Below are 13,465 nucleotides of genomic sequence, written 5' to 3'. Positions count from 1 at the left end.
GCGCGCAAAAGGGAAGGTAATGGCGCAGGATTGGCTAGTTTTGCTATCCCAAGGCCGGGCTGCCGCTAGGGCAGCCTGTTCGTTGCGTGGGTTAATTTCCGAGGCCGGTACCCAGGAACCCGCTGGACTTTTTCAGGGCTGCCTTGCCGGTGTCGGTCATCAGCGCTTGCGCGCCCTGAGCCTGGTCCACCGTGGCCGTGGCGTTGGCCTGGGCGGTAACGCGGTTTGTATCGGCCTCAGACTGGGTGACATCGGCCTGCGCGTTCTGCTGTTTCAGCTGTGCGTTGACGATGTCGTTTTCGCGGTTGGCGTCGGTCTGCTCTTTTTGCAGCTCGATCTTCTGCTGTTCGATAAGCAGTTCCCGCTCCTGGTCCTGGAAGCCCTGATCACGTTTTTTGTCCGCCTCCGCCGCAGCCTGGGCAGCAGCGGCTGCGGCCTCGCGCTGACGCTCGGCAACTGCTGCTGCGGCTTCCCGCCTGTGCTCGGCAGCGGCTTCGGCGCGTGCCTCGGCTTCTTGCTCAGCTTCAGCCGCGGCTTGGTTCTGCGTCTGGGCTTGCGCCATCGCGGCAAGGCCCACACCAGCTTGATCCTGACTGTCCTGCGCGAAAGCAGGCGCGGCGAATGCAGCGAGGGTCAGAAGTGGAACGAAATATTTCATACTATGCCAGGAAATATCAAAATGTTCAGGTTAGCTGTTTTTGGGCGGGCACTCGGCGTTGGGTTGCACGCGCGTTTCGTTTTGTTGCGTACTCACCACGAGTGCCTGGCCCGTCTTGAACTGGCACATCTCGCCAACTTGCGTTGAGGTATGAAGGCCTCCGTCTTCAGTGTAGCCAATTGTTACCCCGTCAACCAGCGTGCTGGAGGAAACGAGGGAACCTGCGGCTGCACCGCCGACGCCACCCAAAGCCGCGCCGCCAAGGCCGGTGCCAACACTGCCGCCACCGACATTGCCGGCGATCAGGCCGCCTGCGACTGCGCCAAGAACGCCGCCAGCAACTTCAGCGGCTCGTTGATTCTGCGCGTTGCTGACTTCAACTTTGGCTGGTGACAGAGAGAGAATATTAATAACCTTAGCGTCCTGGGATTGGTTTAGTTGATCCGCTTGGTAAACATTTGCCCCCAGATTAGCGCCGGGCTGCTGGCAGGCAGTGAGAATGAAGCAGGCTGAAATCACGGCAACTTTTGTTTGCTTCTTCATCGAGATGAATATCCTTGGTTCGACAATACATGAATTAAAGCTAATTTGTTTTGGATGAGTCAAGTGTATCGTCTGCGAACTATTTTTGACTTTTTGTGGTTAATTATTTTCTTTGTCAAATTTTAAAGATGTGGCTTTTTGACTCGATAAAATTAAAATAACGATATCGATTTATGTGTTAGTTGTAGAGCTACTAATTTTGGTTTTTTGTATAAAACGTTGCTAACGGAAATTTATCTTTCTGGTTTAAGGGTTATCCTGTTCGCCGCCCAGGCTCCGGCCTCCGCCACCACCGGGTCGGCATCCGTAGCCAAGGTTTCGGCGGCGGGAAGCAGGGCCGGTGTGAGGCTGTTGCCGATGGCGATGGCGACATTGCGCGCGAATCGGTTGCGGCCGATTCGTTTGATCGGTGAACCGGAGAATTTGGCGCGGAAGGCGGTGTCGTCTAGCGCCGCCAGCCCGGCGAGCAAGGGCGCTGTCAGGTCCTCGCGCGCCGCCAGTTTCTGCTCCCGTCCGGCCTGGGCGAACTTGTTCCAGGGGCAGACGGCCAGGCAGTCGTCGCAGCCATAGATGCGATTGCCGATGGCGATGCGGAATTCCTCGGGGATTGGCCCGGCATGCTCGATGGTGAGGTAGGAGATACAGCGCCGCGCATCGAGCTGGTATGGCGCCGGGAAAGCGCCTGTGGGGCACGCGCTTTGGCAGGCGGTGCAGGAGCCGCAATGGTCCGGGTGCGGGGCATCGGGTTCCAGGTGCAGAGTCGTAAAAATCTCACCCAGGAATAGCCAGGAGCCATGTGTTCGTGAGACGAGATTGGTGTGCTTGCCCTGCCAGCCCAGGCCAGCTTGGGCGGCGAGGGGACGCTCCAGCACTGGGGCGGTGTCCACGAAGACTTTCACGCCCTCGCCGCGCGCGGCGATGAACTGGGCCAGTGTTTTCAGCCTGCCCTTGATGATGTCGTGATAGTCCCGGTTGCGGGCGTAGACGGAGATGTTGCCCACTTCTGGCCGGGTGAGGTTGGCCAGGGCATCGCCGGGCGGAGCGTAGCTCAGGCCCAGCGAGATGACGCTTACCGCCTTGGGCCACAAAGCTTGCGGATGTGCGCGCTGCTCGGCGCGCTCTTCCATCCAGCCCATGCCGCCATGGTATCCGGCGGTGAGGTACTCGTTCAGCCGCTCGCGCGCCGCCTCGGGCAGGGTGGCGGCAGTAAAACCGATAGCGTCGAAGCCCAGGGCCTCGGCGCGGGCCGTGATCTGGGCTTTTAGGTCAGCCCCGGCCACGGTAAGGCGGCACGCCCTGGTCTGGGATCCAGGCGCCCTCGGGTGGGGTGCCGGTCTGCCAGAACACGTCGATGGGAATACCGCCGCGCGGATACCAGTACGCGCCGATGCGCAGCCATTTCGGCGCTAGCAGCTCGATCAGCCGGTCGGCGATCATCAGCGTGCAGGCCTCGTGGAAGCCGCCATGGTTGCGGAAGGAGTGGAAGAACAGCTTTAGCGACTTGCTCTCCACCAGCCATTGGTCGGGGATGTAGTCGATGACGATATGCGCGAAATCCGGCTGGCCGGTCATCGGGCAAAGCGAGGTGAATTCCGGGCAGACGAAGCGCACCACGGCATTCTTGCCGCCAGTATGAGCGGCCACGCGTTCCAGCACGGCCTCTTGCGGGCTTTGCGGGGCTTCGGTTTTTGTGCCGAGCTGTTGCAGCCCGGCGTAACGGTCGTCGGTCATGTGTCGGTGTCTCCTGCGGCCCAGGCGGCGCGCACGGTATCGCAATATTCCGTGTAATTGCCAGCGAGAATCGCATCCCGCGCGCCCTGCATCAGGCTTTGGTAATAGGTAAGGTTATGCGCGGTGAGCAGCATCGGCCCCAGTATCTCCTCGCAGCGGAAGAGATGGTGCAGATAGGCCCGTGTATGCCGCGTGCAAGCCAGGCAGGAGCAGTTGTCGTCCAGCGGGCGCGTATCGTCCTGAAAGCGCGCGTTGCGCAGGTTGAAGATGCCGCGCGAGGTGAAGGCGCGGGCGGTGCGCCCGGCGCGGGTGGGCATCACGCAGTCGAACATATCCACCCCGCGCGCCACGGCGCCGAGCAGATCGTCCGGCGTGCCGACGCCCATGAGGTAGCGCGGCTTGTGGGCGGGGAGCATCGGGGTGGTGTAGTCCAGCACCTCGAACATCATCTCCTGGCCTTCGCCCACGGCGAGGCCGCCAATGGCGTAGCCCTCGAACTCAAGTGCGGCCAGCGCATCGGCGGATTCGCGGCGCAGATCCTGGTAGGTGGAGCCTTGTACGATGCCGAACTGGCCGTAGCCCTCGCGCCGGACGAAGGCATCGCGCGAGCGCTTGGCCCAGCGGGTGGAAAGGCGCATCGACTCCGCCGCCTCCTGATGCGTGGCGGGGAATTTGGTGCATTCGTCGAGCTGCATGGTGATGGTGGCGTCCAGCAGATGCTGGATCTCCGTCGAGCGCTCGGGCGTGAGGTGATAGGGCGTGCCGTCGATATGGGAGCGGAAGGTGACGCCGCTTTCGTCCATCTTGCGCAGCTTGGCGAGGGACATCACCTGGAACCCGCCGGAATCGGTGAGGATCGGGCCGGGCCAGTCCATCATCTTGTGCAGGCCGCCAAGCTTGGCCACGCGTTCGGCACCCGGGCGCAGCATCAGGTGATAGGTGTTGCCGAGCACGATCTTGGCGCCGGTGGCGCGCACGGCGTCGGCGGTCATGGCCTTGACCGTGCCCGCCGTGCCTACGGCCATGAAGGTGGGGGTCGGCACGTCGCCATGGGCGGTGTGCAGCATCCCCGCGCGGGCGGAACCGTCAGTGGCCAGAAGGTCGTAGGAAAAGCTCATGCGCGCTCCAGCAAACAGGCATCGCCATAGGAGTAGAACCGGTATCCCGCCGCGATGGCGTGGGCATAGGCGCTGCGGATGCGCTCCATGCCCGCGAAGGCCGAGACCAGCATCAGCAGCGTGGATTTCGGCAGATGGAAATTGGTGAACAGCAGATCCGCCACCTTGAAGCGGTAGCCGGGGATGATGAAGATGTCCGTCTCGCTGTCGAACGGGTGCACCACGCCGTCCGCGTCTGCTGCACTCTCGATCAGCCGCAGCGCCGTGGTGCCGACGGGGATGATCCGCCCGCCTGCCTTGCGCGTGGCATTGATCTTGGCGGCCGTTTCCGCCGTGACGAAGCCGCGCTCAGCATGCATGCGGTGCTGGGTCACATCCTCCACCCGCACGGGCAGAAAGGTGCCAGCGCCCACATGCAGCGTCACCCGCGTGGTCTCCACCCCGCGCGCGGCCAGCGCCGCCAGCAGCTCGGGCGTGAAATGCAGACCCGCCGTGGGGGCGGCGACGGCGCCTTCATTGGTGGCGAAAAGGGTTTGGTAATCCGCCTTATCCTGCTCGGTGATGCCCCCGGGCCGGGCAATATAGGGCGGCAGGGCCAGCGCGCCGGAGCGGGCCAGGGCGGCGTAGAAATTATCCGCTTGGAAGCGCAGCAGGGCGGCGCCGCCCTCCAGCACCTGAAGCACCTCGGCGGAGAATTCCGGGTCGATGACCAGCACATCGCCCGCGCGCACGCGCTTGGCGTTGCGCAGCAGCACACGCCAGGAGCCGTCATCCAGGCGGCGATCAAGCGTGATGCCGATTTTGGCGTTCCCGCGCATGGCCGAGAGCTGCGCCGGGATCACCTTGGTGTCGTTCACCACCAGCAGATCGCCGGGGCGGAGCAAAGAGGGGAGGTCGCGCACGATGAGGTCGTGCAGCCCGTCAGCCGCCACATGCAGCAGGCGCGCGGAGTCGCGCGGCCGGGCGGGAGCCACGGCGATGCGTTCATCGGGCAGATGATAGTCGAAATCGGAGAGGTTCATGGCCGCGCCCCCAAAGGGGCCGCGCGCCCCTTGGCGTGCGCAATCATGAATCAGTCCCCCAGATACGAGGCGAGTTCGATGAGATTGCCGTCCGGGTCGCGGCAATAGACGGAGACGATATCCCCCAGCGCGCCAATGCGCGTCACCGGCCCGCGCTCCACGGCAACACCGCAGGCATGGAGCTGCGCCACCACGTCCTCGGGCCGTACGGCCACGACGAAGCACAGATCCAGCGCGCCGGGGCGTGCGTCCTGCGCGTGCGGCACCACCTCGGCCCCCGCTTCGTGCAGGTTGATCTTCTGCGCGCCGAAGCGCAGGGCCGTGCGGTTTTTGCCGCCGTACTCCTCGCGCTCCATGCCCAGCACGCGCTGATACCAAGCGGCCGTGACCTGAAGGTCACGGCACACCATCACGATATGGTCGATACGGTCGACGGTGAACTTCATGCGAGTCCGGCGAAGAAATCGTTGCCCTTGTCGTCCACCACGATGAAGGCCGGGAAGTCCTTCACCTCGATCTTCCACACGGCTTCCATGCCGAGTTCGGGATACTCCAGAACCTCGACCTTCTTGATGTTGTTCTGGGCCAGCACGGCGGCCGGGCCGCCGATGGAGCCGAGATAGAAGCCGCCATGCTTATGGCAGGCTTCGGTGACGGCCTTGGAGCGGTTGCCCTTGGCCAGCATCACCAGCGAGCCGCCGGCGGCCTGGAATAGGTCCACGTAAGAATCCATGCGCCCGGCGGTGGTGGGGCCGAAGCTGCCGGTGGGCATGCCTTCGGGCGTCTTGGCCGGGCCGGCGTAATACACCGGATGGTCCTTGATGTACTGGGGCAGGCCCTCGCCACGGTCCAGCCGTTCCTTCAGCTTGGCGTGGGCGATGTCGCGGGCGACGACGATGGTGCCGGTCAGCGCCACGCGGGTCTTGATCGGGTGCTTGGAGAGTTCCGCCAGGATGTCCTTCATCGGCCGGTTCAGGTCGATGGCCACAACCTCGCCGCCCAGATGCTCATCGTGGATCTCGGGCAGGTACTTGGCGGGTTCGGTCTCGAGCTGCTCCAGGAACACGCCGTCCTTGGTGATCTTGGCCTTGATCTGGCGGTCGGCCGAGCAGGAGACGCCGATGCCGATGGGGAGCGACGCGCCGTGGCGCGGCAGGCGGATGACGCGGACATCGTGGCAGAAATACTTGCCGCCGAACTGCGCGCCGATGCCGATCTTCTGGGTGATCTCCAGCACTTTCTGCTCCATCTCCAGGTCGCGGAAGGCATGGCCGGAAATGTCGCCATGCGTGGGCAGGGCGTCGTAATAGCGGGTGGAGCCCATCTTCACCGTCTTCAGGTTCAGCTCGGCGGAGGTGCCGCCGATGACGATGCAGAGATGGTAAGGCGGGCAGGCCGAGGTGCCGAGGGTTTTGATCTTGGCTTCCAGGAAGGAGTAGATCTTCTCCGGCGTCAGCGTCGCGCGGGTTTCCTGAAACAGATAGGTCTTATTGGCCGAGCCGCCGCCCTTGGCCATGAATTGCAAATGGAACTCATCGGCGTGGTAGTCGCCGGGGGAGGCCATGAGGTCGAACTGCACAGGCAGGTTGTTGCCGGTGTTCTTTTCCTCGAACATCGAGATTGGGGCCATCTGCGAGTAGCGCAGATTGGTCTCGGTATAGGTGCGATGCACGCCGTAGGAGAGCGCCTCTTCCTCGTTGCCCTCGACCCAGACGCGCTGGCCCTTCTTGCCGAAGACCAGGGCGGTGCCGGTGTCCTGGCACATGGGCAGCACGCCCTTGGCGGCGATCACGGCGTTTTTGAGGAACTCCATGGCCACGTAGCGGTCGTTCTCGCTGGCCTCGGGGTCCTTCAGGATATTGGCGAGCTGCTGCAAATGGCCGGGGCGCAGCAGGTGGGAGACGTCGTCGAACGCGGTGAAGGCCAGCTCCTCGAGCGCTTTGGCCGAGACCTTGAGCACGGTCTTGCCTTCCACCTCGATGGTGGAGACGCCATCAATGTCCAGCTTGCGGTAGGGCGTGGTGTCCGCGCCCAGCGGGAACATCGGCGAATAGGTGAAAGCGGGGCTTGGCTTGGTCACTGCGTTCATGGCTTCAGTCTTTCTGCCGTTTACGAAAAGCGTCCAGGCTCACCACTGCGGCCGGGCCGTCATTCGGGCGGGCGGGCACGTCGTCGCCCTCCGGCGCCGGAATGTCCGCCACCTTCACCGGCTCGGGCACCGTCACGTCGAAATGCAGGCCAAAGCGCACTTCCGGGTCGGCGAAGCTGGTGATGGCGGCGATGGGGATGGTGAGGTTGGAGGGGATTCCAGAGAAGGAAAGGCCAACGGACATTGTGCCGGCGGCCTCGTCCACGTTCAGGGCGTGGAATTGGTGCTGCAGCACGATTGTCATCTCGTCCGGGTACTGGGCGCGCAGACGCTCAGGCAAGACCACACCGGGATAGGTGGTCTTGAAGCTGATATAAAAATGGTGCCCGCCGGGCAGTCCCTCATGCGCAACATGTCGCAAAGCGCTTACCACGACTTGGCGCAGCGCATCCTGTGTCCATTCGTCATAGGGCAGCAGCGAATCGGGTATGGTCACATCATCGTCGGTCATTTTACACTCTCCCGGGGCGCGGCTTAGGCTTCGCGCGCTTCCCGCTCGTAATGGCGGTAATATTTTTCAGTCACGAGGTCGGTCTGCACCACCACGGCGATGTCGGTGGTGTTGAACTGCTCGTCGATCACGGCGCCCGCACCGACGAATCCCCCCAGGCGCAGGTAGCCTTTGACCAGCGGCGGCAAGCGCATCATCGCGGTTTTCGGGTTGATGCTGGCCGCATCCAGCCGCTTCATCTCCACATAGCGCGAGGGCAGGGCACGCGGGCGGATCGCCTCGGGCGCGAGGTGATGGGTTGCGAGATAGGTCAGCTCCTCGGCCAGCGCGTCCGGGTCGGTGCCGGAGAGGCTAGCGCAGCCGAACATCAGGTCGACGCCGTGATGGAACACATAGGCGGCGATGCCGCGCCAGAGCAGTTGCAGCACGGCGCGGGAACGATAGGCGGCGGCGGTGCAACTGCGGCCAAGCTCCAGCTTCTTGCCGGGGAAGGCTTTCAGCGCGCTGATATCGTACTCGCTCTCGGAGTAGAACCGGCCGAAGCGTTCCGCCGCCTCCTGGCGGATCAGCCGGTAGGTACCGACGACGCTGGCCGCACCTTCGCCGAGGTCGTGGTCCACCACCAGCAGATGGTCGGCGATGGTGTCGAACTCGTCGCGGTCGAGCCGGGTGGCGATAGTGGCGGCATCAGCTTTCGCACCCATCTCCTCATAGAAGACGCGATAGCGCAGGCCTTGCGCGGCTTCCAGCTCATCGGTTGTGGTGGCAAGGCGCACGCCAAGATTCCCTGCGCGCAGCTCGGGGAAGCTCGGGGCGGCATTGCCGATGGTGAAACGCGGCAGCTCGGGCATGAGAACCTGGTTCATTTGGCCGTCCGCCGGCCAAAAAGCTCGATTTTAATGGTGTCCACCTCAAAGCCCTGGGCCTTGGCGATCTCCCGCAGCATGGCCTCGGCCTGTGGCGCGTCGAATTCCACGATCGTGCCGCTTTCCTTGTCCACCAGGTGGAAATGATGCTTGTCCCCGCTGGCCTCGTAGCGCGCGCGGCGGCTGCCGAGGTCGCGGCGGGAGAGGATGCCTTTGGATTCGAGCAGGCGCACCGTGCGGTACACGGTGGCAAGCGAGATCCGGCTATCGACGCGCGTAGCCCGCCGGTGCAGCTCATCCACATCCGGGTGGTCGGTTGCCTCAGACAACACCCGCGCGATAACCCGGCGCGGTCCTGTCATCTTCAGCCCGTTCTCTATGCACAGGCGCTCGATGCTTATATCCATCGCGGTGCCTTGTGGCCCAAGTTTCTGCTCCGGTCCAGCCTTTATCGGGAATTACCATGCCATTATCCACCCTGCCGCAACACGACAAAGCCATTGATATCACCGCCGAGACTTGCCCGATGACCTATGTGCGTACCCGCCTTGCGCTGGAGACGATGGTGACCGGGCAGATCCTTCTCGTACGGCTCAAGGGCGAGGATCCGCTGCGTAACGTTCCCCGCGCCGCCGCCGATCATGGGCACGATCCGCTGGACCTCATCGAGCAGGAGGACGGGAGCTGGGTGCTGGTGATCCAGAAGGGGTAGAAACAGGAAAAGCCGTGGATGGTGTCCCATCCACGGCTCAATCCGGCGAAATCTCGTGAAAAGGTCTTAGAAGCCTTCGCGCTCGATGCGCTTGCGCTCCATTTTGCGGGCGCGGCGCACGGCCTCGGCGGCCTCGCGGGCGCGGCGCTCGGAGGGCTTCTCATAGTGGCGGCGGAGCTTCATCTCGCGGAAAACGCCTTCGCGCTGGAGCTTCTTCTTGAGCGCCTTGAGCGCCTGATCAACGTTATTGTCACGAACGAGAACTTGCACCGGCTCGCCAACTCCTGAAAGAATGCCAAAAAGATAAAGCAGAACGCGGCCCATGGAAGGCCGGTTCCGCAAAGGTGAAGGCGCCTATAGCACAGATTCGCCTCTCGCCAAATCATTTCTGCCGGGGCAATCATGCAAATATGGCGATTTTGAAGATAGCCCGCATGGGGCACCCGGTTCTGTTGGCCCGCGCGGCGGAGGTTGGTGACCTCACCACCCCCGTACTGGCCCGCCTGCTGGCCGACATGGCCGACACCCTGGCCGATTCCGGCGGGGTGGGGCTGGCTGCCCCGCAGGTGTTTGTTTCACAACGGGTTTTCCTGTTCCATGTGCCGGCCAGCCGGTCCGATACCGGGGTGGCGCTGCCCCGGCGCGCCGTTATCAACCCGGTGGTGGAGCCGCTTTCGGGCGAAAAAGTGCTGGGCTGGGAGGGCTGCCTCTCGCTTCCCGGCCTGCGCGCCGCCGTGCCGCGTTTCACGCATATCCGCCTGACCGGCTTCACCCCCGATGGTTCCAGGGTGGACGAGGAGCTGACCGGTTTTGCCGCTCGCGTGGCGCAGCATGAGACGGACCATCTGGACGGCATCCTCTACCCCATGCGGATGGAGGATTTTCGCTATTTTGGCTATAATGAAGAGTTGGAGCGCAACCCCGCGCCCCTGCCGGAGATTTGACGATGCAGATCGATGAAGAAACCGCCAAGGTGCTGGATGCGCTGGTGCCGAACGTGCCTTTCGATGGCTGGACCAGCCGGGCGCTGGGCATGGCGCTGAGCGCGCTGGGGCGGGATGCCGCCGAGGCCGGGCTGGTGTTCGCTGGCGGGGCGGGGGAGATGATCGAGTCCTATTTTGCCCTGGCCGACCAGCGCATGATCGAGTTCGCACAGAACCTGGAAGGCGGGCTGACCGCGCGGGTGCGTGCCGTTGTCGCTCTGCGGCTGGAGCAGACGGCAGGGGATAAGGAAGCCATCCGCCGCGCGCTCTCCTGTCTGGCGCTGCCCTCGCAAGCGCCGCGCATGGCGCGCATTGTTGCCGCTACGGCGGATGCCATCTGGTTTGCCGCCGGTGACAAATCCGCCGATTTCTCCTGGTACACCAAGCGCGCCAGCCTGGGCGCCATTTATCTGGCCACGCTGCTGTACTGGTTGGCCGATACCTCGGTGGACGCCGAGCGGACGCTCGCTTTCCTCGACCGACGCCTGGCCGGAATCGGGCGCATCGCCAAGCTGCGCCAGGGCTTTGCCAAACGGCGCGGCATACTGCGTCCTGGCCGTCCGGCCGCGGCCTGAACCTGCCCCCCGGCCCGCGTTGCCGGGCGGGGCATTCGCCGCTAAGCAGGTTTCCAGCCATAATCCAAAGGGTAGTCCACCTTGCACAGCCGCTTTTTCCGCCTAGCCGCCGCTGTTTCCCTTACCGCGCTTTCCGGCTGCGCCATGCTGAGCCACCAGATCCTGGGCACCAACGCCTCTCCGGGCCCGAGCCAGAACGGCGAGGGGCAGACCGTGTTCGGCTATGCGGTGGCTGATGAGCCGCAGGCGGCGCTGGTCGGGCGGCAGGTGCTCAACCAGGGCGGCAATGCGGCCGACGCTGCGGCGGCTGAGGGTTTCGCCATGGCTGTCACGCTGCCTTCGCGCGCGGCACTTGGCGGCGGTGGCGCGTGCCTTGTGCGTATGCCCAACGCCCAAGGCCAGTTGCAGCCGCCGGTGGCGCTGATGTTTCCCGCCGGTTCGCCCGCCGCATCCAGCGGTGACCGCCCGGCCGCCGTGCCTACCCTGGCGCGCGGCCTGCTGGCGCTGCAGGCGGGCTATGGCCAGCTCTCGCAATCGGCCGTCATCGTCCCCGCCGAGCGCCTAGCCGCCAGCGCCCAGCTCTCGCCGGTGCTGGAGACCGATTTGCAGGTGGTCGGCACCGCGCTGCTGGCCGACCCATCCGCCGCCGCCGTGTTCGCCCCCAACGGCACGCTGCTGCCCGCCGGCGCAAATCTAGCGCAGCCAGACCTTGCCGCGACGCTGGAGGTTCTGCGCACCCAGGGCGTGCAAGGCTTCTATGCCGGAGGGTATGCACAGAACTTCGCCGCCGCCGCGCAGGAAGCCGGGGGCGGGCTGACCGCGCAGGATCTCAGCAGCGCCAAGCCGCGCATTGAGACGCCGGTGTTCGGCACTGCGAAGAATTACAGCACCGCCGCGCTGCCCGTGGCCACCCCGGCCATGGAGACGCTGCCTGCTTCCGCCAGCTTCATGGCGCTGGACAAGAATGGCGGCGTGGTGATCTGCGTGACCTCGCTCAACAACTTGTTTGGCACCGGGCGCATTGCGCCGGGCACGGGCGTGCTGCTGGCTGCCTCGCCGCATAGCAACCCGGCGCCCGATCTCGCCGCCGCCATGGCCTATACCGATGGTACCTTCCGTGCAGCCGCCAGTGGCACCGGTCAGGGTGGCGCCGCCGAGGCCGCGCAGATCGGTCTGGCCAACGCGCTGGCGGGCCATCCGGCGGCGCAGGTGCCAGAGCCGGGGCGAGCCAATGTCATCTCCTGCCCGGGCGGTGTGCCGGGCGGCGAGCGTTCTTGTATGGCGGTGGCCGATAGCCGCGGCCAGGGCCTCGCTGTCGGCGGCAGGTAAATCATGAAGATCGGCGCTGGGCGGCATGTGCCGTCCTTCCGGGTGATGGATGTTGTCATCCGGGCCAATGCCCTTGCGGCCGCGCAGCCGCCCGGCGCGCCCGGCGTGCTGCGCCTGGAGGTCGGCCAACCCGGCACCGGTCTGCCCGCCGGGGCCAAGGCGGCAGTGGTGGCGGCGCTGAACAGCAATGATACGCTGGGCTATACCGAGGCGCTGGGCCGCCCTTCGCTGAAGCGCAGCATCGCCGCGCATATCCAGGACTGGTACGGCGTGGACGTGTCGCCCGCGCGCATCGCCGTGACCTTCGGCGCCTCGGGCGCGTTTCCGCTGGCCTATCTCGCGGCGTTCGATCCGGGCGACGAGATTGCGTTGGCCGCGCCCTATTACCCGCCTTACGTGAATATCGCGGTGGCGCTGGGGCTGAAGCCGGTGGTGGTGCCCTGCGGCATCGAGACCGGGTTCCAGCCGACGATCGCCATGCTCGAAGCCTTGCCGCGTAAGCCAGAAGGGCTGATCCTGGCCAGCCCCGCGAACCCCACCGGCTCCATGCTGGCGCCTGAGGCCCTGGCTGAGCTTGCCCGCTACTGCCATGCCAATGGCATAAGGCTGATCTCGGATGAGATCTATCACGGCCTTACTTACGGCAAGCCGCAGGCCAGCGCGGCGCAGTTCTCCGAGAGCGCCATTGTCATCAATTCCTTCTCCAAATATTTCTCCATGACCGGCTGGAGAATCGGCTGGATGGTGCTGCCCGAGGAACTGGTGCAGGTGGTGGAGCGTCTGGCGGCGAATTTCTTCGTCTCCCCGCCCTATATCTCCCAAGTGGCGGCCGAGGCGGCGCTGGATTGCTGTGAGGAGCTGGAAGCCAACCGGCGCAATTACGCAATCGCCCGCAAGGTGATGACGGAGGGGCTGAGTGCCGCCGGGTTCACCGTATTTTCACCACCGGATGGCGCGTTTTACATCTATGTGGACCTGCAAGGCCGGGGCGAGGACAGCGCTGATTTTTGCGCCCGGTTGCTCGAGGACCACAAGATTGCGACTACGCCGGGCTATGATTTCGATCCCGTGCGTGGCGGGCGCTACATGCGCATGAGCTATTGCGCGAAACTGGCCGATATCGAGGCGGCGATGGACCGGCTCTACAGGCTGCGGTGACGGGCTTTCCAGAACCTGTAACATCACATATCAATATATTGCCCTATTTCGGGACAGATGCGAGGTAGATAAGAAATGAAATTGCTGGTCGCTGTGAAGCGCGTGGTTGATTACAACGTGAAGGTCCGTGTGAAGTCGGATAAGTCTGGCGTTGAGACGGCTGGCGTGAA

Annotated in this window: 17 protein-coding genes and 1 pseudogene; 6 read left to right on the top strand and 12 right to left on the bottom strand. The window is 64.3% G+C overall.

What is annotated here, in order from left to right; translation table 11 throughout:
* Positions 1-91: 91 nt before the first annotated feature.
* From HNP71_RS12155 to HNP71_RS12105, 11 genes are all read right to left on the bottom strand, one after another.
* A complete protein-coding gene (locus HNP71_RS12155; protein WP_183267202.1) occupies positions 92-658 on the bottom strand; it encodes a DUF5384 family protein in 567 nt (188 codons plus the stop codon).
* Positions 659-688: 30 nt separating this feature from the next.
* On the bottom strand, positions 689-1,201 hold the full coding sequence (locus HNP71_RS12150) for a hypothetical protein (protein ID WP_183267201.1): 513 nt from the start codon (positions 1,199-1,201) through the stop codon (positions 689-691).
* Positions 1,202-1,434: 233 nt separating this feature from the next.
* A complete protein-coding gene (gene queG / locus HNP71_RS12145; protein WP_183267200.1) occupies positions 1,435-2,481 on the bottom strand; it encodes a tRNA epoxyqueuosine(34) reductase QueG in 1,047 nt (348 codons plus the stop codon).
* Entirely contained in the window at positions 2,468-2,932 is a 465-nt protein-coding gene (gene queF / locus HNP71_RS12140) for a preQ(1) synthase (protein WP_183267199.1), read from the bottom strand. The genes queG and queF overlap by 14 nt, the downstream gene beginning before the upstream one ends.
* The gene (gene tgt / locus HNP71_RS12135; protein WP_183267198.1) at positions 2,929-4,050 is read right to left on the bottom strand and encodes a tRNA guanosine(34) transglycosylase Tgt; all 1,122 of its coding nucleotides are present in this window, start codon (positions 4,048-4,050) and stop codon (positions 2,929-2,931) included. Before tgt ends, queF begins: the two co-directional genes overlap by 4 nt.
* Entirely contained in the window at positions 4,047-5,072 is a 1,026-nt protein-coding gene (queA, locus tag HNP71_RS12130) for a tRNA preQ1(34) S-adenosylmethionine ribosyltransferase-isomerase QueA (protein ID WP_183267197.1), read from the bottom strand. The genes tgt and queA overlap by 4 nt, the downstream gene beginning before the upstream one ends.
* A 50-nt stretch (positions 5,073-5,122) precedes the next feature.
* On the bottom strand, positions 5,123-5,518 hold the full coding sequence (locus HNP71_RS12125) for a VOC family protein (RefSeq protein ID WP_183267196.1): 396 nt from the start codon (positions 5,516-5,518) through the stop codon (positions 5,123-5,125).
* Entirely contained in the window at positions 5,515-7,161 is a 1,647-nt protein-coding gene (locus HNP71_RS12120) for a fumarate hydratase (protein ID WP_183267195.1), read from the bottom strand. Before HNP71_RS12120 ends, HNP71_RS12125 begins: the two co-directional genes overlap by 4 nt.
* Positions 7,162-7,165: 4 nt before the next feature.
* The gene (locus tag HNP71_RS12115; RefSeq protein ID WP_183267194.1) at positions 7,166-7,672 is read right to left on the bottom strand and encodes an SspB family protein; all 507 of its coding nucleotides are present in this window, start codon (positions 7,670-7,672) and stop codon (positions 7,166-7,168) included.
* A 23-nt stretch (positions 7,673-7,695) separates the two neighbouring features.
* The gene (locus HNP71_RS12110) at positions 7,696-8,538 is read right to left on the bottom strand and encodes a GNAT family N-acetyltransferase (RefSeq protein ID WP_183267193.1); all 843 of its coding nucleotides are present in this window, start codon (positions 8,536-8,538) and stop codon (positions 7,696-7,698) included.
* Complete coding sequence (locus HNP71_RS12105; protein ID WP_183267192.1) at positions 8,535-8,945, bottom strand: Fur family transcriptional regulator; 411 nt, start codon at positions 8,943-8,945, stop codon at positions 8,535-8,537. The genes HNP71_RS12110 and HNP71_RS12105 overlap by 4 nt, the downstream gene beginning before the upstream one ends.
* A gap of 56 nt (positions 8,946-9,001) precedes the next feature.
* Between HNP71_RS12105 and HNP71_RS12100 the strand changes: the two genes are divergently transcribed.
* Positions 9,002-9,250: a sulfurtransferase TusA family protein gene (locus tag HNP71_RS12100; RefSeq protein WP_183267191.1), complete on the top strand. Its 249-nt coding sequence runs from the start codon at positions 9,002-9,004 to the stop codon at positions 9,248-9,250.
* Positions 9,251-9,316: 66 nt separating this feature from the next.
* Here the strand turns inward: HNP71_RS12100 and rpsU are convergent, their stop codons facing one another.
* Positions 9,317-9,520 (bottom strand): 30S ribosomal protein S21, encoded by a 204-nt coding sequence (gene rpsU / locus HNP71_RS12095; protein ID WP_007421557.1) that lies wholly within the window; start codon positions 9,518-9,520, stop codon positions 9,317-9,319.
* 140 nt (positions 9,521-9,660) lie between these two features.
* Between rpsU and HNP71_RS12090 the strand changes: the two genes are divergently transcribed.
* From HNP71_RS12090 to HNP71_RS14255, 5 genes and pseudogenes are all read left to right on the top strand, one after another.
* On the top strand, positions 9,661-10,194 hold the full coding sequence (locus HNP71_RS12090; protein WP_183267190.1) for a peptide deformylase: 534 nt from the start codon (positions 9,661-9,663) through the stop codon (positions 10,192-10,194).
* Positions 10,195-10,196: 2 nt separating this feature from the next.
* A complete protein-coding gene (locus HNP71_RS12085) occupies positions 10,197-10,808 on the top strand; it encodes a COQ9 family protein (protein ID WP_183267189.1) in 612 nt (203 codons plus the stop codon).
* Between the two features lie 81 nt (positions 10,809-10,889).
* Complete coding sequence (locus HNP71_RS12080; protein ID WP_183267188.1) at positions 10,890-12,137, top strand: gamma-glutamyltransferase; 1,248 nt, start codon at positions 10,890-10,892, stop codon at positions 12,135-12,137.
* A 3-nt stretch (positions 12,138-12,140) separates the two neighbouring features.
* Positions 12,141-13,295 carry a pyridoxal phosphate-dependent aminotransferase gene (locus HNP71_RS12075; RefSeq protein ID WP_183267187.1) on the top strand — a complete coding sequence of 385 codons (1,155 nt, stop codon included), beginning with the start codon at positions 12,141-12,143 and terminating at the stop codon, positions 13,293-13,295.
* 75 nt (positions 13,296-13,370) lie between these two features.
* Positions 13,371-13,465: pseudogene (locus tag HNP71_RS14255) on the top strand (electron transfer flavoprotein subunit beta/FixA family protein); the annotation flags it as partial.

Source organism: Acidocella aromatica, from assembly GCF_014201825.1.
In the GTDB taxonomy this organism is placed as follows: domain Bacteria; phylum Pseudomonadota; class Alphaproteobacteria; order Acetobacterales; family Acetobacteraceae; genus Acidocella; species Acidocella aromatica.
This window is presented reverse-complemented; position numbering and strand designations above follow the sequence as displayed.